Below are 22,750 nucleotides of genomic sequence, written 5' to 3'. Positions count from 1 at the left end.
CTCATTGAATGAACGCAATCCCCCGGATTTTCGGCCGACTGACTGTCTGCCTCATGATGCTGCCCGCCGTGGCGTGGGCCCAGTCCGATGCGGCACCGGTGCGCCTGAGCGCGGTCGAGGCCGGCCAGCAGCGTGACCGCATCGAGGCGGTGGGCGAGGCGCGCGCCGCCCGCTCGGTGACGCTCTACCCTGAGAGCACCGGCATCGTGACCCGCCTCAACGTCGCCGCCGGTGAGCGGGTGGAAGCCGGTGAGACACTGGTCGAGCTCGAGTCCGCTCAGGCACGGAACGCGCTTGAGCGCGCGAGCGCCGAGCTGCGGGATGCCCGCAACCGCCTCGAGCGTTACGAATCCGGCAAGGGCGCGGGCACCTTCTCGCCGACCACCCTGGAAAACGTCCGCCGCGAGGTCGAGATCGCCCGCCTGACCCGCGAGCAGGCGCAACTCGACCTGGCTGACCGCTCCCGCCAGGCCCCTTTTGCGGGGCATCTTGGCCTGACCGATCTGGAGGTGGGCCAGCGCGTCGATCCCGACACGCCCATCACCACGCTGGATGACCGCCAGACCCTGCGGGTGCGCTTCCGGCTCGCAGGCCACTACCACGGCCAGCTGGCCGTCGGCGACCGCATCACCCTGACCGCCTGGGCCCGGCCCGAGAGCCCGGTCAGCGCAACCATCCAGGCCATCGACAGCCGCATCGACCGCGATACCGGCACATTCCAGCTCGAGGCGCGACTGGATAACCGCGATGACCGCTTTCGACCGGGCATGCGCTTTCGCATCACCCGCGAGCTGGCCGGCCCGCGGCACGCCACAATCCCGGCCACCGCCCTGCAGTGGGGGGATAACGGCGCCTACGTCTGGCGCGTCGAGGCGGGCACCGCCGAGCGCGTGAACGTGACGCTGGTCGCGCGCCAGGCCGATCAGGTACTGGTGGACGGCCCACTCGAGATCGGCGATGACGTCGTCAGCGAGGGCGCTCAGCGGATGCGCCCGGGCATCGAGGTGCGGATCATCGACCCCGCCACGCTTGATGATTATCCGCGCATCGACGCGGTCCGGGACGCTCCGGCGCAATGAGGGAATCGCCCCGCGGCCTGCCCGCCCTCGGCATCCGTCGCCCGGTGCTGGTGGCGGTGATCAACCTGATCATCGCGATTGCCGGCACCGCCGCACTGCTGGGCGTTGAGGTGCGCGAACTGCCGGATGTCGACCGCCCGCGCATCACCGTCAGCGCCCAGTACCCGGGGGCGGCGCCCGAGACCATGGACGCCGAGGTGACCCGTGAGATCGAGGGGGCTGTCGCCCGCGTCTCGGGTGTGCGCAGGATCAGCGCCTCCAGCGAGGAGAGCAGCACCCGGGTGGTGGTCGAGTTCAGCGCCGACGCCGATCTCGACAGCGCCGCCGCGGACATCCGCGAGGCGGTGATTCGCATTGAGCGCAATCTGCCCGACAACGTCGAGCAGGTGAACGTCATTAAAGCCGATCAGGACGCCAGTCCCGTCGTGCGGGTCGCCGCGCGGGGGAACGGTCTGAGCCTCGACGCCCTCACCCGCCGGGTCGAAAACGACATCATCCCGGCGCTGATCTCGCTCCCGGGCGTGGCCGATGTCCGCCTCTACGGCGATCGCCAGCGGCAGCTGCGCGTGGCGGTGGATCCGCTGCGCCTCACCGCCCATGGCCTGACCATCGAGTCGCTGCGGACGCGCCTCGAGCAGGCCGATCTGGACATTCCCGCCGGCAGTTTCCGGGCCTCTGAGCTGGAGCTGCGGGTGCGCGCCAATGCCGTGCTCGAGACGCCGGAACGGGTCGCCGCCCTTACCCTCGCCCCGGGGCTTCGACTGGGCGATGTGGCCAACGTGTTCTTCTCGCCGGCCGACGCGCGCAGCCAGGTGCAGCTCAATGGCGAGCCGATCCTCGGGCTTGGCATCGTGCGCCAGGCCCAGTCCAATACCCTCGAGATCAGTGCCGCCGCGGACGCGGCGATCGCCGAGCTCAACCGCCGATTCGACGCGGTCGAGGTGGTCAAGACCTCGGATGACGCCGTATTCATCCGCGGGGCCATCACCGAGGTGCTCATCACGCTGGCCGCGGCCACACTGATCGTCATCGCCACGATCTGGCTTTTCATCGGCTCGCCGCGCGCCACGCTCATCCCGGCCATCACCATCCCACTGGCGCTGACCGGGACGGTCGCCGCGATCTGGCTGCTGGGCTTTTCCATCAACCTGCTCACCCTCCTGGCGCTGGTGCTGGCGACGGGGCTGGTGGTGGACGACGCCATCGTCGTGCTGGAAAACATCCAGCGCCGCCAGCGCATGGGCCTCGGCGCCGGCGCGGCCGCCCTGCTGGGCACCCATCAGGTCTTTTTTGCGGTCATCGCCACCACCGCCGTGCTGGTGGCGGTGTTTGTGCCCATCTCGCTGCTGCCGAGCACCGCCGGGCGCCTGTTCAGGGAATTCGGTGTGGTGCTGGCGGTGGCGGTCACCCTGTCATCGTTCATCGCCCTGTCACTGGTCCCGGCCCTCGCCGCGCGATTCCTGCGCCCGGACGATGGCAGCGCCGGGGCATCGGGCGGCGGCGCGGGCACCCGCCGCCTGCGCCGCCTGGGCCGCGGCATCGCTGACTTCTATGCCGCCAGTCTGGGCCGTGCCCTCGCCCACCCGTGGCTCATGGGAGCGGTGGCGCTGCTGGTGCTGGGACTGGCGATCCAGCAGTTCACCCGCATCGATCAGACCCTGCTGCCCGAAGAGGACCGCGGACTGATCTATGTGGTGGGGAACGGTCCCGACGGCGCCGGGCTCAAATACAGTCAGGATCAGGCCTGGCGCATGCAGGAGCGCCTGCAGCCGCTGCTCGAGCGCGGCGAGGTGACCCGGCTTTTCACCATTGCCGGGCGCTGGGACCCCAACCGCATCCTTATCGTCGCCCCGCTGGCGCCCTGGTCGGAGCGTGAACGCGGCGAACAGGCCATCGCCGCCGACGCCCGGGCCGCACTGGCCGATCTGCCCGGCGTCAATATCCGGGTCGGCAGCCCCAACAGCCTGGGCCTGCGCGGGGTCGGCAGCGGGCTCGAGGTCTCGCTGCTCGGCAGTGATTACGAGCGCCTCTACGCCGCGGCGCAGGCGTTCAGCCGCGCGGTCGAGGACGAGGTGGACGGCCTCGGCCAGGGGCGCATCGATTACTCGCCCACCCAGCCGCAGGTGCGAGTGGACATCAACCGCGAGCGCGCCGAATCCCTGAACGTGCCCGTTGAAGACCTTGCGGCCACGCTGGAGGCGATGATCAGCGGCCTTGAGATCACCGACCTCAACATCGACGACCGCGCCATCCCGCTGCGCCTTGAATCCACCAGCGGCCGGGTCAACGAACCCGCCGATCTCGGCAACCTGCGCATCCGCTCCGAGGACGGTCACTTCGTCGCCCTGTCATCGCTGGTGAGCCTGCGCGAGGAAGGCGTCGCCGCCGAGCTCGACCGGGAGGCGCAGCGGCGCGCGGTGAGTATCGATCTGGCCGTGGAGGATGGCTATCCCCTGCAGGCGGCGGTGTCCGACCTGCGTGCGCTGGCCGACGAGACGCTGCCGCCGGGCATCGGGCTGATCACCCGGGGCGAGGCCGAGACCCTCGAGGAAACCCGTCAGGAAGTCATGATCACCTACGCGCTGGCGCTGCTGATCGTGCTGCTGGTGCTGGCCGCGCAGTTCGAAAGCCTGATGAGCGCGCTGGTGGTGATGCTGACCGTCCCCTTTGGTCTCGCCGCCGCCGTGTTCGCGCTGGTGCTGAGCGGGACCTCCATCAATGTCTACTCGCAGATCGGATTGATCCTGCTGATCGGGCTGATGGCCAAAAACGGCATCCTGCTGGTGGAGTTCGCCAACCAGCTGCGGGATGAGGGCCATGGCCTGCGCGCCGCGGCACTGGAGAGCGCCCGTGTGCGCCTGCGGCCCGTGTCCATGACCATCCTCGCCACGGTGCTTGGCGGATTGCCGCTGATCCTGAGCACCGGCGCCGGCGCCGAGTCACGCGCGGCCATCGGCTGGGTGGTGTTCGGAGGGCTGGGGCTGGCGGCGCTGTTCACGCTCTACTTCACCCCGGCGCTCTATGTGCTGCTGGCCCGCTTTGCCCGCTCACGCGCCGCCGCCGAGGCCGCGCTCGAGCGCGAGCTTGATCAGCCGGTGAGCGAGAGCACCAGCGCCATCGATGGTAGCGCCAGGGGATAGCTGATCACGATGGCGCCCGCCATCAGGGCGTCATCGCCGTCCATTTCGCGGACCAGGACATAGGCGGCGGAAGCGGTCGGACAGGCGAGAAAGATCAGCGCGAGGCGCGTTTCCCCGGCATCAAGCCCCACCCCGAGCGCCAGCGCGGCACCGATCAGCGGGGTGATCGCGGTTTTCAGCAGCGCCGCCCCCAGCGCCCAGCGGCGATGCCCGACCAGCCGGGTGGCGTGCAGCCCGCCGCCGATGCCGATCAACGCCAGCGGCAGGGCCATCTGCCCGATCGCCGACAGGGTGCGATCCACCGATACGGGCAGGGGCCAACCACTGATCGCGATCGCCATCCCGACGCCGGTCCCGATGAGGATGGGATTGCCCAGCAGGCGTCGCATCAGGCGGGCCGTGGCCGCCCCCAACCCTGCGCCCACCCGGGGTTGCATGATGACGACCGCGACCACGTTGTAGACGATCACCAGCGGCGCGAACGCGATCAGCGCGGCGGATTCCACCGCCGCCGGGGCCTGGCTGCCGGCAAATGCGTAGATCACCACCGGTAGGCCAATGAACGTGAGGTTGCCGCGGTAGGCGGCCTGCACGAAGGTGGCGAGGGACCCCGCCGGCAGCCGCCCGGCGCGCCCGATCAGCGCACCGATCAGTACCACCGCGGCGGTGGTGCCGATCAACACCACCAACAGACTCCCGACCCGGTCATAGGCCGGCGTGGCCGCGCCGATCCGGCTGGCCAGCAGGGCCGGCAGGCCGACCCAGTAGGTCAGGCGGTTGAGTTCAGCGAGGGTTGGCGCGGATAGGAACCCGGTCCGGGTCAGCAGCCAGCCAAGGCCGATGACCACCACAACGGGGGCAAGGATCTGGGCGACGGCAACCAGGACGGACCTCGGCGGTCAGCGCCGCGGATCGTCGTCGCGGCGCTCGTACTCGCCTTCGATGATGTGGCGATCATCCGATCCGCCCGCCGACCCCGATCCCGACCCGGGTGGCGGTCCGGCCGGCCCGACGCGGACCGCCATGCGCGCCAGTGCCAGACGCACCAGCCAGCGCCGCGTCGGCGGGATCAGGCACAGAAAGCCGATCACGTCGGTCACCAGACCGGGGGTGAGGAGCAGCGCGCCACCGATGATCAGCGCCGCGCCCTCGAGCAGCTCCACCGCCGGCAGCGAGCCCCGATCGAGGTTGTTACGCGCCCGGGCGAGTGTCTGCAGCCCCTGCTGGCGCAGCAGCGCCGCGCCCATCATCGCGGTCAGCAGACACAGGCCGATGGTTGGCAGTGCGCCGATCCAGCTGCCGACCTCGATCAGCAGAAACAGCTCGGCCAGGGGAATGGTCACGAAAAGGACAAGAACTGTGGGCACGGTCGCTCCAGACTGGGATTCCTTGGATGCAGAGGGTAACATTCCCAGTAATCGCGGTCAGATCGGGGGACAACACCGATGAACCGACTCATTCCGGGGCTCCTTGCCATCGCCCTGCTGCCGGCGCCTGCCATGGGCGCCATCCCGCCGGACGATTTCGCCGCCTGCCTGGATGGCATCCGCGAAACGGCGCGGGCCCGGGATATCGCCCCCACCACCATTGATACGCTGCTGGACGGCCTCACGCCCAGCGAACGGGTCATTGAGCTGGACCGACGCCAGCCCGAATTCACCACGACGCTGCATGACTACCTGAACGCCCGTGTCGATCGCGGCCGCATTCAGCGCGGCCGGCGACTGCTGCGCGAGCATGCCGATCTGCTGGCCCGTATCGAGGCCGAATACGGGGTCCCCGCCCGCTATCTGGTGGCCTTCTGGGGATTGGAGAGCAACTTCGGCCGCACCACTGGATCGATGTCCACCGTGCGCTCGCTGGCCACCCTCGCCTGCGACCGGCGCCGTGGCGAGTTCTTTGAATCGCAGCTGATCTCCGCCCTGCACCTGGTCGATGACCGGACCGTCAGCGCCGATCAGCTGCGTGGCTCATGGGCCGGCGCCCTGGGTAACTTCCAGTTCCTGCCCAGTGTCTATCGCGACCATGCCGTTGATGCCGACGGCGACGGACAAGTCGATCTATGGGACAGCCTGCCGGATGCCGCCGAGTCCGCCGCCAACTTCCTGCGTGCCCGCGGCTGGGAGCCCGAGCAGCGCTGGGGGCGGGAAGTCCGCCTGCCCGAGGGATTCGACTACCGGCTGGCCGAAACCGAGCAGTCGGTCGCCGACTGGGCGCGGGCCGGCCTGCGCCGGGCCAATGGCGAGGCGCTGCCAGCGGCTGATCTCGAGGCCCGCCTGATCGTACCGGCGGGGGCCGAGGGCCCGGCGTTCCTGGTCTACCGCAATTTCGACGTGATCATGCGCTGGAACCCGTCGCGGGCCTACGCCCTGTCGGTGGGCCTCCTCGCTGATCGGCTGGTGGGCGCGCCGCCGCTGGCCAACCCGCCACCGGACCGCCCGGCCCTGCCGGTTGACACCATCGAGGCCGTGCAGACGGCGTTGCAGACACGCGGCTTTGACGTGGGGCCCGTGGACGGCCGAATGGGGCCACAGACCCGTCAGGCCATACGATCGTTTCAGGGCCAGCAGGCCATGACCCGCGACGGTCATCCCGACCGTGGCCTGCTGCGCGCACTCGGCATAGAGCAATCGGAGGACCCGGACCATGTGGAATAACCTGATGCGCCGTTGGCTGGAAATGGCTACCTGGTGGCTGCCCCGCGAGGAAAACGACACGACCCACGCCCCCCGTCAGGAGACGGAGCCCGCCGACTCCCGGGCAGAGGCACCGGCGCCCGCCGAGGCACCGGCACCCGCCGAGCCCCCGGTGGCCGACACCCCGGCCAGCGATGACCTGACCGAGATCCGCGGCATTGGCCCGGCCATGCAGCGGCGTCTCACCGGGCTCGGCATCCACAGCCGCGCTGATCTGGCGGCCGCCGACCCCGAAACGCTGACCGAGCGGCTCAAGGCCGACCGGGCGGTGGTCTCGCAGGCGCAGGTGGCGGCTTGGATCGATTCGGCGGGGCACTGACCCGGCGCGGCGCGGCTCGCCTCCGCCCCGGCGGAGGCGGTAGACTGGTGGGCTTGGGATGGGTGACAAAAGGAATCGCGCAGTACCATGCCTGCGAGCACCGCGCCGGCCACCGACTGGCTGGACGACTTCTACAACGCCGACAGCGACCAGCTGTGGGTGACCGCCGACCAGGGCAGCCGCTTCGCCAAAGAGATCGCCGGCGATCACAACCCCCTGCACGACGCGGAATCGTCACGGTTCTGTGTGCCGGGGGATCTGCTGTTCGCGCTGATCGTCCGGCGCTATGGGCTGGCGCGCCACTTTGCCCTGTCCTTCCGCGGCATGCTGCGGGCCGGCACAAGGCTGAGCTTTCCATCGCAGCCCGCACAGGCGTTCACCATCGCCGATGAAAACGACCGCGACACCGTCGAAGTGCAGTACGACCGGCCGGTGACCACTGACCCCGCCGCGCTGCTGGCCCTGATCGAGGCTTATGTCGCCTCATCCGGGGAAACCTTCCCGGACCGCCTCGGCCCCCTGCTGGCGGAAGCCGGTGTCATGTTCAACCCCCAGCGCCCGTTTCTGGTCTATGACGGCATGGCACTCGATATCCAGCGCGCCCCGGGCACCGATGTCCACGTGACGCCGGCGGATGCCTCACTGTCGGTCAACGGCAAGCGCGCCGACGTGCAGTTCGACTACCGCATCGCTGACGGCGATGGCGCGCTGGGCGAGGCCTCGAAGCGCATGGTGGTCAGTGGCCTGCGCCCCTACGACGCCGAGGCGATGACGGCGGTCATCGCCGCCTATCACGCGCGTCGGGCCCGGTAAGTCGCGCATAGACATCGCCGGACCCGGCCCTCTGCGCCGGGCCGCCCAGCCACTCGACAAGGCCCTGCGCCGACTGCCAGACGGTGAACTGCAGGCGACGCTGCTCACCGACCGTGACGTTATAGCGGTAATCTCCCAGCGCCTCCAGGCGATCCACGCAGGCGCGGGCCCTGGCCAAGCTGCCGGCTACATACTCAAAAGAGAGCGCCGGCAAGGGCTGTTGCAGGCCATCAAGGACGGCCTCCTCGGCGCCTTCCACATCGATCTTGCAGAACCCGGGGACGCCATGGCGGGCGATCAGCGTCTCGAGGGTGATCATCGGCACGGTCACCGTCCGCTCCCAGGCGACATGGGAGAATGAGGCATTCCGCTGGCCGATCTCCGCGCGCCACTGGGCATTGACGCTGGCAAGCGTTGGATGGCGATCACTCAGCGCCAGCGTCGCCTCGCCGGTGTGATCCCCCACCGCTTCGCCGCTTACCTGCGCCCGGGGATAGCGTCGCAGCCGCCAGGCGAGCAGCGGCCGCAGGGCCGGTTGCGGCTCGAGCGCCACCACCGGCGCGCCCAGCGCGGCGAACGCCAGGCTGCGATCGCCCAGATGCGCTCCGATATCAAAGACCGGGCGATCCGGATCAATCAGCGGGGCATAGAACCGCCGCAACCCCGGCTGACGCCAGGGCGCGGCATAGATCAGCAGCGAGCGCGACAGCCCGATCAAACGGCGCGGATTCATAGCCAGAATGTACTCCCCGTCCACAGGGCACCGGCGACAATCACCGCGCCCAACCCCATGCGACCCCGGGCAATGGCCAGCGCCAGGCCGAGCTTGACCAGTGTATTGGCGAGGGCGGCCATCACCACCCCGCGTTCGGCCACGGTGGTGTCGAGCCCGTCCCCCACCATGCCCGAGAGCGACAGGGTGATCGCATCGACATCGGTCAGGCCCGAGACCAGCGACAGCGCGTAGACACCGGCATCACCGGCATAGCGGCGCAGGGCTTCGCCCGCCACCATCACCGCCGCGAGCAGCAGCGCGAAGCGCAGGGCAGTGGCAAGCTCGAAGGGGCGTTGCATGGGGGGCTGCGAAGCGCCTTTGCCGCCATCCCGGGAGCGCCAGGCGAGCACCGCGGTCGCGAGCGCCCCGACGCCGGTCATCAGCGCCACCGGCGTGATCAGCCCGGCGAGCATGGCCGGCTGGATGGCGCTCACCAGCACCAGCATGCGCGGGAACATGGTGGTGCTCGCCATGACCACCGCCGCGGCGAACAGGGGCTGATAGGCCCGCTGGCTGCGCCCGGCGCGGGACAGGGTCAGGGTGAGTGCCGTCGACGAGGCCAGTCCCGCGAACAGCCCGGTCAGAAGGATGCCCCGGCGTGGCCCGGTCACGCGCACGGCAAAATGGCCGACAAAACCGATGGCGCTGATCAGGACCACCATGGTCCAGAGCGTGCGCGGATTGAGCGCCTGCCAGGGCCCGTAGCCCTGGTCCGGCAGTAACGGCAGGATCACCGCGGTGATCAGCGCGAGCTGCAGGATGGCGCGCATTTCAACGCCGTCCACCCGGCGCAGCAGCGCATGCAGACGGGGTTTGAAGCCGAGCACCGTGGCCGTGATCACACCACCGGCAGTGGCGAGCAGTGGCGTCGCGGCGGTGGTCATCACCCCCAGCAGAAACGTCACTAGCGCGGCGATCTCGGTGGTGATGCCGCGATCCGCTTCGTCCTGCGAGCGGCGTCGATAGCCGATCACCAGCAGCGTCGCCAGTGCCGCCAACGCCACGCCCACCAGCAGATGCCCGGTCTGCTCGGCGAGCACCCCGGCCAGACCGCCGGCGAAGGCGATCAGGATGAACGTGCGCAGCCCCGCCACGCGGCCGCCCTCAGCCACTTCGCGTCGCTGCCAGCCGCGCTCGAGCCCGATCACCGCCCCGATGGCCAGTGCCGCGGCCAGCGACAGCCAATGCCCGCTGTCTGTCATTGCGTTAACCTGTCACGCTTTCCCACGACGGATGCCCCTGATGCGACGACTCTGGCTGATCGATGCCGGCTACATTCATGCCAACAACCTCGCGCTGCTGGGCAGCCAGCGGCGTATCGACTACCTGCGGCTGCGCGAGCTCATCGAGCATGAGCTCGGCGCGCTGTGGCGCGGCTATTTCCTCAACTCCGCGCAGGATGAACCCAACGAGGGCCGGGACCGCTTTCACAATTGGCTGCAGACCGCGGTACCCCACGGCCCCAACCTTATCGTCAAGCTCTACGGACTCAAAAGCGAGCGGGTGCGAAACGCCTGGTGCGCGGACTGTGGTACCAAGGTCGATCTGCGCTGCCCCCACGGTGATGGCCGCCATCGGCTGTTCAACCAGCGCCAGATGGGCGTTGACGTCGGCCTGGCCTCGCTGGCGCTGATCCATCGCGAGCGCTATGACAGCCTCGTCCTTTCCTCCGGCGACGGCGATCTGCTGGATGCCGTGGAGCACCTCTCGGAGGCCGGCAAGCGCATCGAGCTGGCGGTGTTCAGCACCGGGGTGGCCACCGATCTGCAGGCCCGCTCGGATCGCGTGCTCTGGCTCGATGACCACCTGCCGGCACTGACCGGGGAGGACGGAGCGGCCGGCCCACCGACCGCCCCGGGTGGCTAGGCCGAGCCGGGATGGCGCTTCGGCGTCGCCTGGTCAAGCCGCGGGTGCTGGTCGCGGAAGCGCGCGGCCAGCGTCCCCGGTGCGGTTTCCTCGGCATCCAGCGCCTTCAGGGTCTCCGCCACGGCGTGGGTGCAGGCCAGCACATCCCGGGTGCAGCCGCTCTCCGAGATGGTGTGCATGTTGCGGATCGGCATCCCCACCGAGGTCGCCGCACAGTCGACGTTACCAAGCACACCGGCCATGCCGTCGGTGCCGGTATCCGGGCCCACGGCATCGCGCTGGATGGGGATGTCGTGCTCACGGGCGACGGTCTCGATGCGCTGGTTGAGCTGCTCGCTCACGATGGCACCGACACTCATGGTGAAGCCCTTGCCCATGGTCACCGGGGACATGCGCTTGTCGCCGATGCCCGGTGCGGCCACGAAGTCGTGATTGACGTCGACGCCGATGATGGCGTCGGGGCGCATCTCGCTGACCAGGACCCGACTGCCGAAACGGCCGATCTCCTCGTAGGTGGCGGCGGCGAACAGCATCCGGATGTTCGACGGCCCGCCAGCCTCTGCCACCAGGCGCGCCGATTCCGCGGCGACAAAGCAGCCCAGCCCGTTATCGAGGTAGGCGCCATAGAAGGTATCCGGGCTGAACCCGCGCCGGATCGGGCGGTTCATCAGCACGCTGTCACCCGGCCGGATGCCGAGGTCCTCGACCTGTTTTTTCTTTTCATCGCCGTGGATCTGCAGCTCGATGTAGAGCTGCTCTTTTTTAACGCCCTGATCGCCGGAGCGCACCTTGGGATCGGCGAAATGGATGGCGCCCAGCGCCTCGACCGTGCCGCCGTCAAACCGCCGGTACGACCCGGGCGCATCCGGATCCTCGCTGAAAATGCTGACCTCGTGACCGATCAGCGTGGTGGGGAGGAATGAATCGCTGTTGATCCAGATCTTGCCGTCCTCGCCAATGCTGCGGACCTGCATGCGGATCTTGTCCGCGTGGCCGATGACCATCACGGTAAAAAGGTCATCGCGGCCGGGGTGCGTATCCAGTACAACGCCGGCATGCCCCATGAAATTGCGCACCGCGGCCCCCTTGGGCGCGTGCTTTTCCATATGCGGGCGCAGCACGCCCTGGGTCATGGCCGCCTCGAGACCGATCGGGCTGGGCGCGGCCAGAATGTCGTGGATGAACGTAAACTGCTCATCAGGCATGGACTCGGTCCACGGCTTGGCGTGATCGGCCATAGAATAGGCTCCCTGTCGTTGTTTCACGCGGATTTTTCAGGCGCTAGCATAACGTGTTCAAGCCACAAGGAGCAGCCCGTGGGCCTGCCTCCCATTGAGATCACTGCCGTCGACCGGCGCCCCGCCAGCCCGCACCGGGCGCTGTGGCACGGCCCGTGGGGGACGCTGCTGCTGGTGGGACATGCCCGATGGTTGACCGCGGCGGTGTTCCAGGGCCCGCCGCCCGGCCGGCCGGGTACGGCGCATCCCTTGCCCGCTCCCTGGGGCGGACGCAGGCGACTGCGACTGGCCCTGCATGGCAGCGCTTTTCAGATGCAGGTCTGGCGCGCGCTGGCCGAACTCCGCGCCGGCGAGCCGGTCAGTTACAGCGAGCTGGCCGCACGCATCGGCCGACCCGGCGCCGCGCGGGCCGTGGCCTCGGCGGTGGCGGCCAACCCGGTCCCGGTGCTGCTGCCCTGTCACCGGGTCATCCGACGCAATGGCCAGATCGGTCAGTACATCGGCGGCGCGTCGCGCAAGCGCGACCTGCTGGCCCACGAGCGCATCGAAAGGAGCAATCCCCATGTTCGCGAACGCCCCTGAGGCCAGTCACCCGGCGGGACTCGCCCGGCTCGAGGCCTTCATCCCCCATGCCGGGGCCGACTACGCCCGCGGCCGCAACCATGACCTGGGGCCCGAGGGCGATAACGCGGTCTCCGCGCTGTCACCGTGGCTGCGGCATCGCCTGCTGCTCGAGGAGACGGCCATCGACGCCGCCATCGCCGCCCATGGCCTGGATGGCGCGGAGAAGTTCATTCAGGAGGTCTGCTGGCGGACCTACTGGAAGGGCTACCTCGAGCGCCGCCCGGTGCACTGGCATGACTATCGCGCCGCCTGCGACGAGGCGCACGGGCAGGTGGCCAAGGACCGTCGACTGGCCGCCGACCTGCAGACGGCGCTGGATGGCGACACCGACATCGACGCCTTCAACTTCTGGGTGAACGAGCTGCGCGAGACCGGTTACCTGCACAACCATGCCCGGATGTGGTTCGCGAGCATCTGGGTATTCACCCTTGAGCTGCCCTGGGCACTGGGCGCGGATTTCTTCCTCCGCCACCTGCTCGACGGCGACCCCGCCTCGAACACGCTTTCCTGGCGCTGGGTGGCCGGGCTGCACACGCCGGGCAAGCCCTACATCGCGCGCTCATCGAACATCAACAAATACACCCAGGGCCGCTTCAACCCCGGCTACCGGATCAATACGCAGGTCGAGGCGCCCGAGGGCGTCGAGCGCCCGCCGGTGGGTCCTTCACCGCTCGCGGTTGACTGGCAGGCAACCCCGACCACCGGGCTGCTGATCACCGAGGATGACCTGCTGCCCGAGTCGCTGTTCGGTGAGCGGGACTGGCCGCTGGTCATCGCCGTGCAGAGTACGGACTGGCGCAGCAGCGGGCCGGTGGCGGCGCGGGTTCGGGATTTCGCCCACGCCGGGCTTGCCGATGCCCTGGCCCGCAACCCGGGCGCGCGGACCATCGGCCCCATCGACCTGGCGAGCGCCGACGGGCTGACGGCGGTGCGCGAGGCCGCCTCGGCGGCGGGCGTCGATCGGCTGCTGACCCCCTATGTACCCACCGGCCCGACCGCTGATGCGATGGCCGCCCTGGATCCGGTCCTCGCCGCTGACGGGATCGAGCGCCAGGCCGTGCCGCGGGACTGGGACGTCCTCCACTGGCCGGCGTCGACCCACGGGTTCTTCCGTTTCTGGAAGGCCGCACGGCCGCTGATCATGGAGCGGGCCGGGTCCGGGTCTCTGTCCCGCGGGGGGTGAATGTGAAAGAATGCGGCCGATAACAACGACTCGCACTGCAAGAGAGAGGCCCAATCATGAGCACCTATCAGGTCCCCGCCGACGGCGCCCCGGTCACCCTGGAGAACGGCGTCCTCAATGTCCCCGACAACCCCATCATCACCTACATCGAGGGGGATGGCATCGGCGTCGACATCACCCCCGTGATGCAGCGCGTGGTGGATGCCGCGGTTGAAAAGGCCTATGGCGGCAGCCGCAAGGTGCACTGGATGGAAGTGCTCGCCGGCGAGAAGGCCAATAACGAGGTCGGCGCCTGGCTGCCCGACGAGACCGTCGACGCCATCCGCAAGTACCTGATCTCGATCAAAGGGCCCATGACCACCCCGGTGGGCGGCGGTATCCGCTCGCTCAATGTCGCGCTGCGCCAGGTGCTCGACCTGTATGTCTGCCAGCGCCCGGTGCGCTGGTTCAACGGCGTGCCCTCGCCGGTCAAGCATCCCGAGCAGGTCGACATGGTGATCTTCCGCGAGAACACCGAAGACATCTACGCCGGGATCGAGTTCGAGGCCGGCTCCGAGGAGAACGAGCGCTTCAAGCAGCTGCTCGCCGAGCATTTCCCGTCGGCTCACGCCAACATCCGCTTTCCCGATGACTGTGGCTTCGGCATCAAGCCCATCTCGCGCGAGGGCACCGAGCGGCTGGTGCGCGGCGCGATCCGCTATGCCATCGACAACAAGCGCCAGTCGGTGACGATTGTCCACAAGGGCAACATCATGAAATACACCGAAGGCGCCTTCCGCACCTGGGCCTACGAACTGGCCGAGCGCGAGTTCGCCAACGAGACCTACACCTGGGCGGAGTGGGAGCGCACCGTGGCCGAAAAAGGCCAGGAGGCCGCCAACGCCGAGCAGGACGCCGCCGTCGCCGCCGGCAAGATCCTGGTCAAGGATTCCATCGCCGATATCACCCTCCAGCAGGTCCTGACCCGGCCCACCGACTTTGAAGTGATCGCCACCATGAACCTGAACGGCGATTACCTCTCCGACGCGCTGGCGGCCCAGGTCGGCGGCATCGGCATCGCCCCGGGCGGCAACATCAACGAGCAGACCGGCCACGCCGTGTTCGAGGCCACCCACGGGACCGCGCCGAAGTACGCCGGTCGCGACATGGTCAACCCCGGCTCGCTGGTGCTCTCCGCCGAGATGATGCTGCGGCATCTGGGCTGGTTCGAGGCCGCGGATCTGATCCTCACCGGCATGGACGCGGCCATCGCCAGCAAGCATGTCACCTATGACTTCGCCCGTCTCATGGACGGCGCCACCAAGGTGAGCTGCTCGCAGTTCGGCGAGGCCATGATCAAGCGCATGCAGGCCTGAGCCCCGTCCGGTGAACCACGGCCGCGGAGCATCCCATGACCGATAGCCCCTCCCGCTATCAGCGGGTTGCCACCGCGGCGCGCTGCATCCACGACGGCTTTCTCGACTATAATCGCGCCTTTCGCGAGATCACGGCCCGCGCGGGACGGCGCTTCGAGGAGCGCGACTGGAAGGGTCAGATGGCGGATATCGCCGCCCGGGTCGAGCTCTACGAGCTCTGGGCCCGGCGCACCGTCGAGACCCTGCGTACCGAGCTGGGCGAGGATCTGGCCGGGCACGCCTTCTGGGCCGAGGTACGCGAGTGCTTCGGCCTGCGGGTCGAGGCGGTCCCCGATGCAGGATTCATGAAGACCTTCTTCAACTCCATCACCCGGCGTGTGTTCGGCACCCGGGGGGTGGATGCGGCGGTGGAGTTTGTCCAGCCACCGCCCGAGGAAGGCATCGAGTCGCTGACCATGCGCCGCTATCCGTGCTGGAACGACCTCGATCAGGCCTGCCAGCGGGTACTCCAGGACTTTGCCTTCGACCGCCCCTATGTGAACCGGGACGCCGATGCGCGTGACATGGCGACCACCATCCGCGAGCAGCTCGGCGGCAGGGAGGCCGACGCCGACTGCCTGCGCTTTGAATTCATCGACTCGCATTTCTTCCAGGGCACGCGGGCCTATCTGGTCGGGCGGATGCGCCTGACCGACCGGGTCCGCCCCATCGTGGTGGCGCTGCGCAACGACGACGAGGGCATCGCCGTCGACGCCGTCCTGCTCACCGCCGAGCAGGTGGGTGTGGTGTTTTCCTACACCCGCTCGTACTACTTTGCCGATCCCACCTCCGTGGTGGCGGCAGTGCAGTTCCTCCACGGACTGCTGCCGGACAAGCCCATCGACGAGCTCTACACCGTGCTGGGCCGCCTGCGCCAGGGCAAGACCGAGCGCTATCGCCAGCTCATGCACCACCTGGATCGCACCGATGATGCGTTCGTGCATGCCGCCGGTGATGCCGGGCTGGTGATGATCGTGTTCACCCTCCCCTCGTTCAATCTGGTGTTCAAGATCATGCGCGATGTCTTTCGGCCGCCGAAGACCACCACGCAGGAGGACGTGCACCAGAGCTATCGCCTGGTCTCGCGCCACGACCACGCCGGGCGGCTCATCGACACGCAGTTCTTCCGCAACCTCGAGCTGCCGCGGGCGCGCTTTTCCGAGGCCCTGATCGACGAGCTGATGCAGGAGGCCCCCCGCACGGTGGCGGCCCATGGCGACCGGCTGGTCTTTGGCCATGCCTATGTCGAGCGCCGGGTGCGCCCGCTCAACCTGTACATCCGCGAGGTCGAGGAAGCCGAGGCCAAGCGGGTCATCCTCGATTACGGACGCTGTATCAAGGATCTGGCCGCCACCAATATCTTTGCCGGCGATCTGCTGCTGAAAAACTTCGGCGTCACCAGTTCGGGCCGGGTGGTGTTCTATGACTACGACGAGGTCATGCTGGTCAGCGAGTGCCGGTTCTACGAACTGCCCGAGCCCGATGAAGACTTCCCGTTAATGGAGCATGCCACCACACGGTTTGTCGGCGCCCATGACATTTTCCCCGAGGAGTTCATCCGTTTCCTGGCGATGCCGGCCTTCCTGCGCCAGACGTTTCTGAGCGAACACAGCGACCTGCTGACCGCTGAATACTGGCGCGACGTCAAACGCCGCCGTGTGGCGGGTGAAGTCGCCGAGATCGTGCCCTACGCCCGCCAGAGCATCGCGCCCCAGCAGATCAGCCTCTAGCTGTCGGTCACGGTTTTCGCCACTTCGGGGCTGATCTCGCCCTGGCGCTGGAGGTGCTGGAGCGACTGCGCCATGGTCTGCATGCCGTGGGCCTGGCCAGTCTGAAGGGCGTTGGGGATCTGGGCGAGATTGCTCTCGCGGATCAGGTTCCGGATCGCGGGCACCGCCATCATGATCTCGAACCCGGCGACGCGGCCCCCGCCCTCGCGCTTTAGCAGCGTCTGGGAGATGACGGCGAGCAGCGACTCCGCAAGCATCGCCCGCACCTGCGCCTGCTCGTCGCCGGGGAAGGTGTTGATGATGCGATCGACACTGCTCGCGGCGGTGCGCGTATGCAGCGTGCCAAACACCAGATGCCCGGTCTCCGCCGCGGTCAGCGCCAGGCGGATGGTGTCGGGATCGCGCAGCTCGCCGACCAGAATAACGTCGGGGTCCTCACGCAGGGCCGCGCGCAGCGCATGCTGCACATCGACGGTGTGGTGGCCCACCTCGCGCTGGGTGATGAGCGCCTGGTTGGAGGGGTGCACGAATTCGATCGGGTCCTCGATGGTGAGGATATGCTCGGGATACTGGCGGTTGCGGTGATCGACCATGGCCGCGAGCGTGGTGGACTTGCCGGAACCGGTGGGCCCGGTGACGAGCACCAGCCCGCGCGAGCGGTCCGAAACCTGACGGATCACCTCGGGCGCACCCAGGTCATCCAGCGCCGGGATCTGCTGCGGGATGGCGCGCAGCACGACACCCGGGCCATTGAGCTGCTCGTAGACGTTCACACGAAAGCGCCCGGCGTTTTCCACCTGCAGCGCGAAGTCGACCTCGCGATGGTCGCGGTACTGGGCCTGCTGCGCCTCGTCCATGACCTCGAACAGCGCCTTTTCCAGCGCCTTGTGCGAAATGACCTCATCAGTGAGCGTGCTCAGATCGCCATCAACCCGGATCACCGGCGGACCGCCGGCGGCGACATGCAGGTCCGAGGCCTTGCGCTCAACGGCGCTCACGATCAGTGCTTCAAGATCCATCCAGCTGTCCTTTGTGCGTGTGGCTTCGCTTTTGACCCTGCTTTATTGTGGCACGGACGTAGCGTTGGCCCCATGCATCGACGAATGAGCACACAACGGACAGGTGGCTTCACCCTGATAGAGCTGGTGGTGGTCCTCGCGATCCTCGCCGTGCTCGGCGCCGTCGCGATCCCGCAGGTTCAGCAACTGCGCAATCAGGTCGAGGTTCAGGCGCTCGCTTCAGAACTCGCCAGCGCGACCGAAGATTCATTTGCCGTACAGCTCAGAGAGCCTGGCGGCTGGCCGAATCAATGGATGGTCGACAAGACCGGCGATGATCAAATTTGTAAAAGGCTGAATGACCCCGAGAGTAGTCTGGCCAGTCCCGACGGCAACCGCGGAGGCTACGGCATTGGTGAAATCCCGGCGGGGTACGAGGTCGTGCCGGCCGCTCAGGCTCCCGAGGGGGCAATCAAATTCAGCGTCCCGAATGCGGAAGATCGCAGTAAGGATAGCGGTATTACCTCTGTGAGCTGTGCGCTGGTCAAGGATTGAATACGGCCAATAAAACGGATATTGATACCCATCGATAACAGCGGAGTCCTGGAATCGCTTCAATTCGAAATCACTCGTTTGTGAAACTCCTGCTACCGCAGCAGGGAAGCGGCGGCTGGCTCGCGCCGGCACTGGTGCTCGCCCTCTCCCTAACCGCCGCCCTCATCGATCAGGCCAATTACCAGCAGGATCTGACTTTCATCGCGCTGACCGTGATCGTCGCGTTGGTGGCGCTTGCAGTAGCACTGGCGCGCCGGCCTTCGGATGGCCGCTGGCCACTCGGGCCCGCGGGGGCCTTTTTGCTGGGACTGATCGCCTGGAGCGCGCTCTCAGTCACCTGGAGCCGGGTACCCTATCTGACCTTCGTCGATCTGGCGGCGATGGGATCAGTGGCATGCGCCTATGCGGCGTGGCGCATCGTCACGGCGCCCGCCGCTGACCGTCACAGCCCGATTCTACCGGTCGGCCTGCTTATCGCCGGTGTTGCCATGGCGGCATTCATGATCGGGCAATTCTTTACCGGTCATCGGCCGACGGCATTCTTCGCCAACCCCAACTCGGCGGCTACCCTCCTCAACGCGCTGTGGCCGGTGGCCGCGTTTGCCTGGCTCGCTGGGCGTGGCACGCTGCTCGGCACCCCGCGGGCGCACCATGGCCTGCTGGCGGTCATGTTCGCGCTGGTCTTCGGGGTGGGCATCGATGGCAGCCGCGCCGCGTTTCTTGCCGGGGTCGGGGTACTCACCGTCGTGCTGGTCGGTGCGGGTTACACACTGGGCGCTCAACGCCGCTCGCTGGCACTGATTGGCGGGATCTTTGTGACGGCGCTGCTCAGCGCCTGGCTGGTCAACGTACTGGGCCTTGGCACCGGCCGGTTGTTGGGTGAGCGCATCGGATCGCTTGCAGCCCCCGATCAGGCGGGCGCGGTGCGGTTCCTGCAGTGGGCCGGCGCCTGGTCGTTGATCCGCGAGGCGCCGTGGCTTGGCATCGGGCCCGACGTATTCTGGCTGGCCTATGCGGGCATCCGCCCGCCGGGCGATGGCAGTGCCGGCCTGTATGCCCACAATGACTATCTGCAGTTCTGGGCCGAGCGGGGCCTTGTGGGACTGGTGCTGGTCCTGGGCATCATTGGCGCCTGCATCCAACGGTTTGCCGCGACCCTGCGGGCGCGGACATCCGTCGGGGATGACGATGCGGTCCGGGCGATGAGCCTTGCGGCGTTTGCCGGGCTGACGGGGCTCAGCATCCACGGGCTTTTCAGCTATCAGCTGCAGATGCCCAGCGTGCTCATCCCCGCATTCCTTTTGATTGCCGAGCTTGAACGCCTCGCGCCCAGCGGCCCGGTGGTCAATCTGCGCCTGCCGAATTGGCGACGACCGCTCAGCCTGATCGCGGGCATGGGTGTATTCGCGCTTATCGCGGTGAGCATCGGACTCACGGGCGCCTCGCAGCTTTTAATGGATAAGGGCGTCGCGGCGATGAACCGGGGCAAGTTCGAGGCGGCCGAGCAGGCCTTCCAGACCGCGCAGCGTCGTTGGGGCAACGCGGACACACCGTGGCTGCACCACGCCGTGCTGTATCAGCGCCTGCTCCGCCGCGTCCCCCAAGATGAGCCTGAACTCCGTGCCTCGCTTACCAGCGAGGCGATGCGGCTCCTCGACCGGGCGGCCGAGCGCAATCCACTCCGCGCCCGCACGCCGGCCATACGTGGCCAGCTGCGCCGGGCCTATCCGGATCTGACCGAAGGTGACCCGCGCGAAGCGTTTGAGCGAGCGCTCGCGCTTGATCCACGACAAGTCTCCGCGCGCCTTAATTACGTCGCCTGGCTGAGGGCGGAGGGTGACGAGGCTGCGGCCCGTCAACTGCTAGAAACCGGGGTCACCCTCAACTACGGTCGTCGCACCCGCCCGATACCGCTCTACCAGGCCACCGCCGCAGCGCGCTCATCGGCCGGTGATGGCGCCGGTGCCACGGCGTTGCTCGACCGTGTCGAGCGGATTCGCGTCGATCTGCAACGCCGATTGAACGATTCCGGCTGATCCGCATCACAGGGGGCAACGCCCTGATATTCCTTGTGTATTACTCGTGTGAAGGGTATATTTCGCGCTCGGGGTTGAAGGGTGGGGCAAAAAGAACGTGTGTTGGCGAATGCCGCCAATGCTCATTTTCGTTCAATTTTGGAGACCCCCCAATGCGCTTTAGTCTTAAGTCGCTCTCAACCGCACGTCACAGCAAGACCACACGCCTCCAGCGTGGCTTTACCCTTATCGAACTCGTCATCGTGCTCGCCGTCCTCGGTGCGCTTGCAGCGATTGCCGTCCCGCAGCTGACTGGGTTGCAGGAAGAGGCGGACCTCAACGGAACAGCGGCAGTGGTTTCAAGCGAGCTTGGAAATGCGTTCGCTAGCGATCTCGCTAATGACGAACTAGAAGGCGGTGGCGGTGGTGTCGATTGGGTAGATGCAACGTGCACTAACAGCGATTACCTATCTGCCTCGCCAGCACTTTCCTCTAGCGAATTCGTGATCGGCGCAGGCGGCGATCCCACTGTGGAAATCACTATCCCGTCCTACAACAGCAGCGACAATACTGTTGGACAGGAAATATGCGATTTCGGTGTTGAGTAAGGAACGAATCGTTGTCCAGCTGGAGCAGGATAGGCTCGGTTAGATCTGACTGCCCCAGAAAACGACACGGATGTCCGATATGAACATGCTTAATCGCATCCGTGCCCGCAGAATGCCGACTCCGCAGCGCCGGGTCGGCATTCATTTTGCTCAGTCCTCCATCACGCTCTCCGTTCTGGCGGTCGATCAGGGCCGGCTTGAAACCTGCATCACCCAGAACTGTTCGCGGGACGATGCCCGGCGGATCCTCACCCAATGGGTCGCTGAGTACGACATCAAGGGCCTGCCGGCCTACGTCACGCTCAGTCGCAATGACTACGACACCCAGTTCGTCGATCTGCCCGGCGTGGCGGAAAACGAGCTGCGGGCCGCCCTGCCCTGGCGTGTGACGCCCCCGGGCGTGCTGTCGAGCAACGAGATCGTCGCCACAGGGGTGCGACTTAAAAATGATCGCGAGGCCGGCAACAGCGAACCGACCCTTGTTCGCGCGACCATCATGTCGCGCAGCCTGCTTGATCAACTCACCGATGCCGTCCTCGAGGCCGGCCTTGATCTCCGCGGCGTCTATCCGCGCGAGACCGCACTGATCACCCTGGCCAACCAGGATATCGATGCCTCTGACGCCAACGCCCCACACGCTGACGCTCCACCGATCATGACCGCCTTCATCGGGCAGCGCAGCACCGGCGTGGCGATTGCGCGGGGCGATCATCTCTACCTCTCACGCACGGTCACCATCGACATTGACCGCGACAACGGCATCGACGATCGACAGACCGATCAGCTGGTCAGTGAGTGTGTTCGTACCGCGACCAACTTCAATAAACGCCTCTCTGACCGGCCGCTCAGCAAGGCACTGATCGGCCCGGATGCCCCGGGGATGGACGCGCTCCGCGACGCGCTGGTCGAGGCCCTCAATGTTGTGGCCGAGATCCTCGCCATTCCCCCCAACGTGACACCGGCGGATGAAACAACCCGGGCCACGGCGGCAACGCCCGAGGGCATGCTGGCCGTGGCGGGCACAATGGACGCGGCGCTGCCGGTTAACGCGTCCATCTATCAGCCACCGGCCAAGGACCGGTCCCTGACCGCGCCGGATCGGCTCATGACGGCCACCGCATTGGCTGTACTGGCGCTGGGCCTGATCAGTGCCGGCCAAGAGTTCAGAGTCCACCAGACCGAGGCGGCACTGGAAACGGCAAGGGCCGAGCGATCGGATCTGCAGTCGCAGGTCAGCGACTTGCGGCAGACGCTTGAGCAGAGACGCGAGGCCGAGCCATCGGCGGAACTGGTGGCGCGCCGCGACGCCCTCCAGCAGCGCTACAACGCCTACGAGCAGACCCTGAGCGCCTTTGACAATGTGGAGACCACCCTGACGGGGGGATTTGCCGATCCGCTGATCGCACTCGGCGACGCGCGGGTCGAAGCGGTCTGGTTGCGCGAGGTCACGATCAATCCCGAGCAGATGGTGATCCGCGGCCGCACCCTGCAACCCTTTCAGGCCGAAGCCTTCGCCGCCCGGCTTGAGCGCGAGCCCGCACTGAACGGCTGGTCCGCCCGGAGCGTGGATATCGACAATCGCACCGAGACCGCCGGGGGCCTGATCACCCACGATTTCGTAATCAGCGGCCGTGGGGCGGTTGCAAAGCCCGACACCAGTCGCGAGACTGAAACTTCCAGAGATAACAACGACTAATGGGGAGCAGCCTGCGGATGC

The 22,750-nt window shown here is 67.4% G+C and carries 20 protein-coding genes; 14 read left to right on the top strand and 6 right to left on the bottom strand.

Translation table 11 applies throughout. The annotated features are described in order from the left end of the window. Window positions 1-8 precede the first annotated feature (8 nt). Both BA899_RS04620 and BA899_RS04615 read left to right on the top strand, forming a co-directional pair. The gene (locus tag BA899_RS04620) at window positions 9-1,079 is read left to right on the top strand and encodes an efflux RND transporter periplasmic adaptor subunit (RefSeq protein ID WP_159299896.1); all 1,071 of its coding nucleotides are present in this window, start codon (window positions 9-11) and stop codon (window positions 1,077-1,079) included. Beyond that, a complete protein-coding gene (locus tag BA899_RS04615) occupies window positions 1,076-4,219 on the top strand; it encodes an efflux RND transporter permease subunit (RefSeq protein ID WP_159299895.1) in 3,144 nt (1,047 codons plus the stop codon). The genes BA899_RS04620 and BA899_RS04615 overlap by 4 nt, the downstream gene beginning before the upstream one ends. Here BA899_RS04615 and BA899_RS04610 read toward each other — a convergent pair. After that, window positions 4,168-5,067, bottom strand: a complete 900-nt coding sequence (locus BA899_RS04610; protein ID WP_159299894.1) for an AEC family transporter — start codon at window positions 5,065-5,067, stop codon at window positions 4,168-4,170. The two genes, BA899_RS04615 and BA899_RS04610, sit on opposite strands and share 52 nt — an antisense overlap. A gap of 51 nt (window positions 5,068-5,118) precedes the next feature. Continuing rightward, window positions 5,119-5,586, bottom strand: coding sequence for an FxsA family protein (locus BA899_RS04605; protein ID WP_186295090.1), 468 nt, complete (start codon window positions 5,584-5,586; stop codon window positions 5,119-5,121). Window positions 5,587-5,664: 78 nt separating this feature from the next. Here BA899_RS04605 and BA899_RS04600 point away from each other — a divergent pair, with 78 nt between their 5' ends. From BA899_RS04600 to BA899_RS04590, 3 genes are all read left to right on the top strand, one after another. Beyond that, window positions 5,665-6,876, top strand: coding sequence for a lytic murein transglycosylase (locus BA899_RS04600; protein ID WP_159299893.1), 1,212 nt, complete (start codon window positions 5,665-5,667; stop codon window positions 6,874-6,876). Then, window positions 6,866-7,234, top strand: coding sequence for a helix-hairpin-helix domain-containing protein (locus BA899_RS04595; protein ID WP_159299892.1), 369 nt, complete (start codon window positions 6,866-6,868; stop codon window positions 7,232-7,234). Before BA899_RS04600 ends, BA899_RS04595 begins: the two co-directional genes overlap by 11 nt. An 87-nt stretch (window positions 7,235-7,321) precedes the next feature. Continuing rightward, window positions 7,322-8,047 (top strand): DUF3581 family protein, encoded by a 726-nt coding sequence (locus BA899_RS04590; protein ID WP_159299891.1) that lies wholly within the window; start codon window positions 7,322-7,324, stop codon window positions 8,045-8,047. Here the strand turns inward: BA899_RS04590 and BA899_RS04585 are convergent. Further along, the gene (locus BA899_RS04585) at window positions 8,013-8,780 is read right to left on the bottom strand and encodes an FkbM family methyltransferase (protein ID WP_159299890.1); all 768 of its coding nucleotides are present in this window, start codon (window positions 8,778-8,780) and stop codon (window positions 8,013-8,015) included. The two genes, BA899_RS04590 and BA899_RS04585, sit on opposite strands and share 35 nt — an antisense overlap. Continuing rightward, a complete protein-coding gene (locus tag BA899_RS04580; RefSeq protein ID WP_159299889.1) occupies window positions 8,777-10,024 on the bottom strand; it encodes an MgtC/SapB family protein in 1,248 nt (415 codons plus the stop codon). Before BA899_RS04580 ends, BA899_RS04585 begins: the two co-directional genes overlap by 4 nt. Window positions 10,025-10,064: 40 nt before the next feature. Here BA899_RS04580 and BA899_RS04575 point away from each other — a divergent pair, with 40 nt between their 5' ends. Next, a complete protein-coding gene (locus BA899_RS04575; RefSeq protein WP_148122728.1) occupies window positions 10,065-10,688 on the top strand; it encodes an NYN domain-containing protein in 624 nt (207 codons plus the stop codon). Here BA899_RS04575 and BA899_RS04570 read toward each other — a convergent pair. Continuing rightward, window positions 10,685-11,926 carry a M28 family peptidase gene (locus BA899_RS04570; RefSeq protein ID WP_148121974.1) on the bottom strand — a complete coding sequence of 414 codons (1,242 nt, stop codon included), beginning with the start codon at window positions 11,924-11,926 and terminating at the stop codon, window positions 10,685-10,687. The genes BA899_RS04575 and BA899_RS04570 overlap by 4 nt on opposite strands. A gap of 78 nt (window positions 11,927-12,004) precedes the next feature. Here BA899_RS04570 and BA899_RS09975 point away from each other — a divergent pair, with 78 nt between their 5' ends. The 4 genes from BA899_RS09975 to aceK are packed head-to-tail and all read left to right on the top strand — an operon-like array spanning window position 12,005 to window position 16,857. Further along, window positions 12,005-12,508 (top strand): methylated-DNA--[protein]-cysteine S-methyltransferase, encoded by a 504-nt coding sequence (locus BA899_RS09975; RefSeq protein WP_200833059.1) that lies wholly within the window; start codon window positions 12,005-12,007, stop codon window positions 12,506-12,508. Beyond that, complete coding sequence (locus BA899_RS04560; RefSeq protein WP_159299888.1) at window positions 12,489-13,733, top strand: FAD-binding domain-containing protein; 1,245 nt, start codon at window positions 12,489-12,491, stop codon at window positions 13,731-13,733. The genes BA899_RS09975 and BA899_RS04560 overlap by 20 nt, the downstream gene beginning before the upstream one ends. A 53-nt stretch (window positions 13,734-13,786) precedes the next feature. Further along, window positions 13,787-15,088 (top strand): NADP-dependent isocitrate dehydrogenase, encoded by a 1,302-nt coding sequence (icd, locus tag BA899_RS04555; protein ID WP_370456313.1) that lies wholly within the window; start codon window positions 13,787-13,789, stop codon window positions 15,086-15,088. Between the two features lie 35 nt (window positions 15,089-15,123). Next, window positions 15,124-16,857: a bifunctional isocitrate dehydrogenase kinase/phosphatase gene (gene aceK / locus BA899_RS04550; RefSeq protein ID WP_159299886.1), complete on the top strand. Its 1,734-nt coding sequence runs from the start codon at window positions 15,124-15,126 to the stop codon at window positions 16,855-16,857. On the opposite strand, the gene BA899_RS04545 is transcribed toward aceK, so the two are convergent. Beyond that, entirely contained in the window at window positions 16,854-17,876 is a 1,023-nt protein-coding gene (locus tag BA899_RS04545) for a type IV pilus twitching motility protein PilT (RefSeq protein WP_159299885.1), read from the bottom strand. The genes aceK and BA899_RS04545 overlap by 4 nt on opposite strands. Before the next feature lie 84 nt (window positions 17,877-17,960). Here BA899_RS04545 and BA899_RS04540 point away from each other — a divergent pair, with 84 nt between their 5' ends. The 4 genes from BA899_RS04540 (at window position 17,961) to BA899_RS04525 (ending at window position 22,729) form a co-directional block, all read left to right on the top strand. Further along, window positions 17,961-18,410: a Tfp pilus assembly protein FimT/FimU gene (locus BA899_RS04540; RefSeq protein WP_159299884.1), complete on the top strand. Its 450-nt coding sequence runs from the start codon at window positions 17,961-17,963 to the stop codon at window positions 18,408-18,410. 80 nt (window positions 18,411-18,490) lie between these two features. Beyond that, entirely contained in the window at window positions 18,491-20,446 is a 1,956-nt protein-coding gene (locus tag BA899_RS04535) for an O-antigen ligase family protein (RefSeq protein WP_159299883.1), read from the top strand. A gap of 152 nt (window positions 20,447-20,598) precedes the next feature. After that, a complete protein-coding gene (locus BA899_RS10065) occupies window positions 20,599-21,033 on the top strand; it encodes a Tfp pilus assembly protein FimT/FimU (RefSeq protein ID WP_159299882.1) in 435 nt (144 codons plus the stop codon). A 79-nt stretch (window positions 21,034-21,112) separates the two neighbouring features. Further along, window positions 21,113-22,729: a hypothetical protein gene (locus BA899_RS04525; protein WP_159299881.1), complete on the top strand. Its 1,617-nt coding sequence runs from the start codon at window positions 21,113-21,115 to the stop codon at window positions 22,727-22,729. The last annotated feature ends 21 nt before the right edge of the window (window positions 22,730-22,750 follow it).

It is taken from the genome of Spiribacter sp. SSL99 (genome assembly GCF_009805925.1).
Classification (GTDB): Bacteria; Pseudomonadota; Gammaproteobacteria; order Nitrococcales; family Nitrococcaceae; genus Spiribacter; species Spiribacter roseus.
The sequence above is the reverse complement of the archived record's forward strand: the minus strand, read 5'-3'. Positions and strand labels throughout refer to the sequence as shown.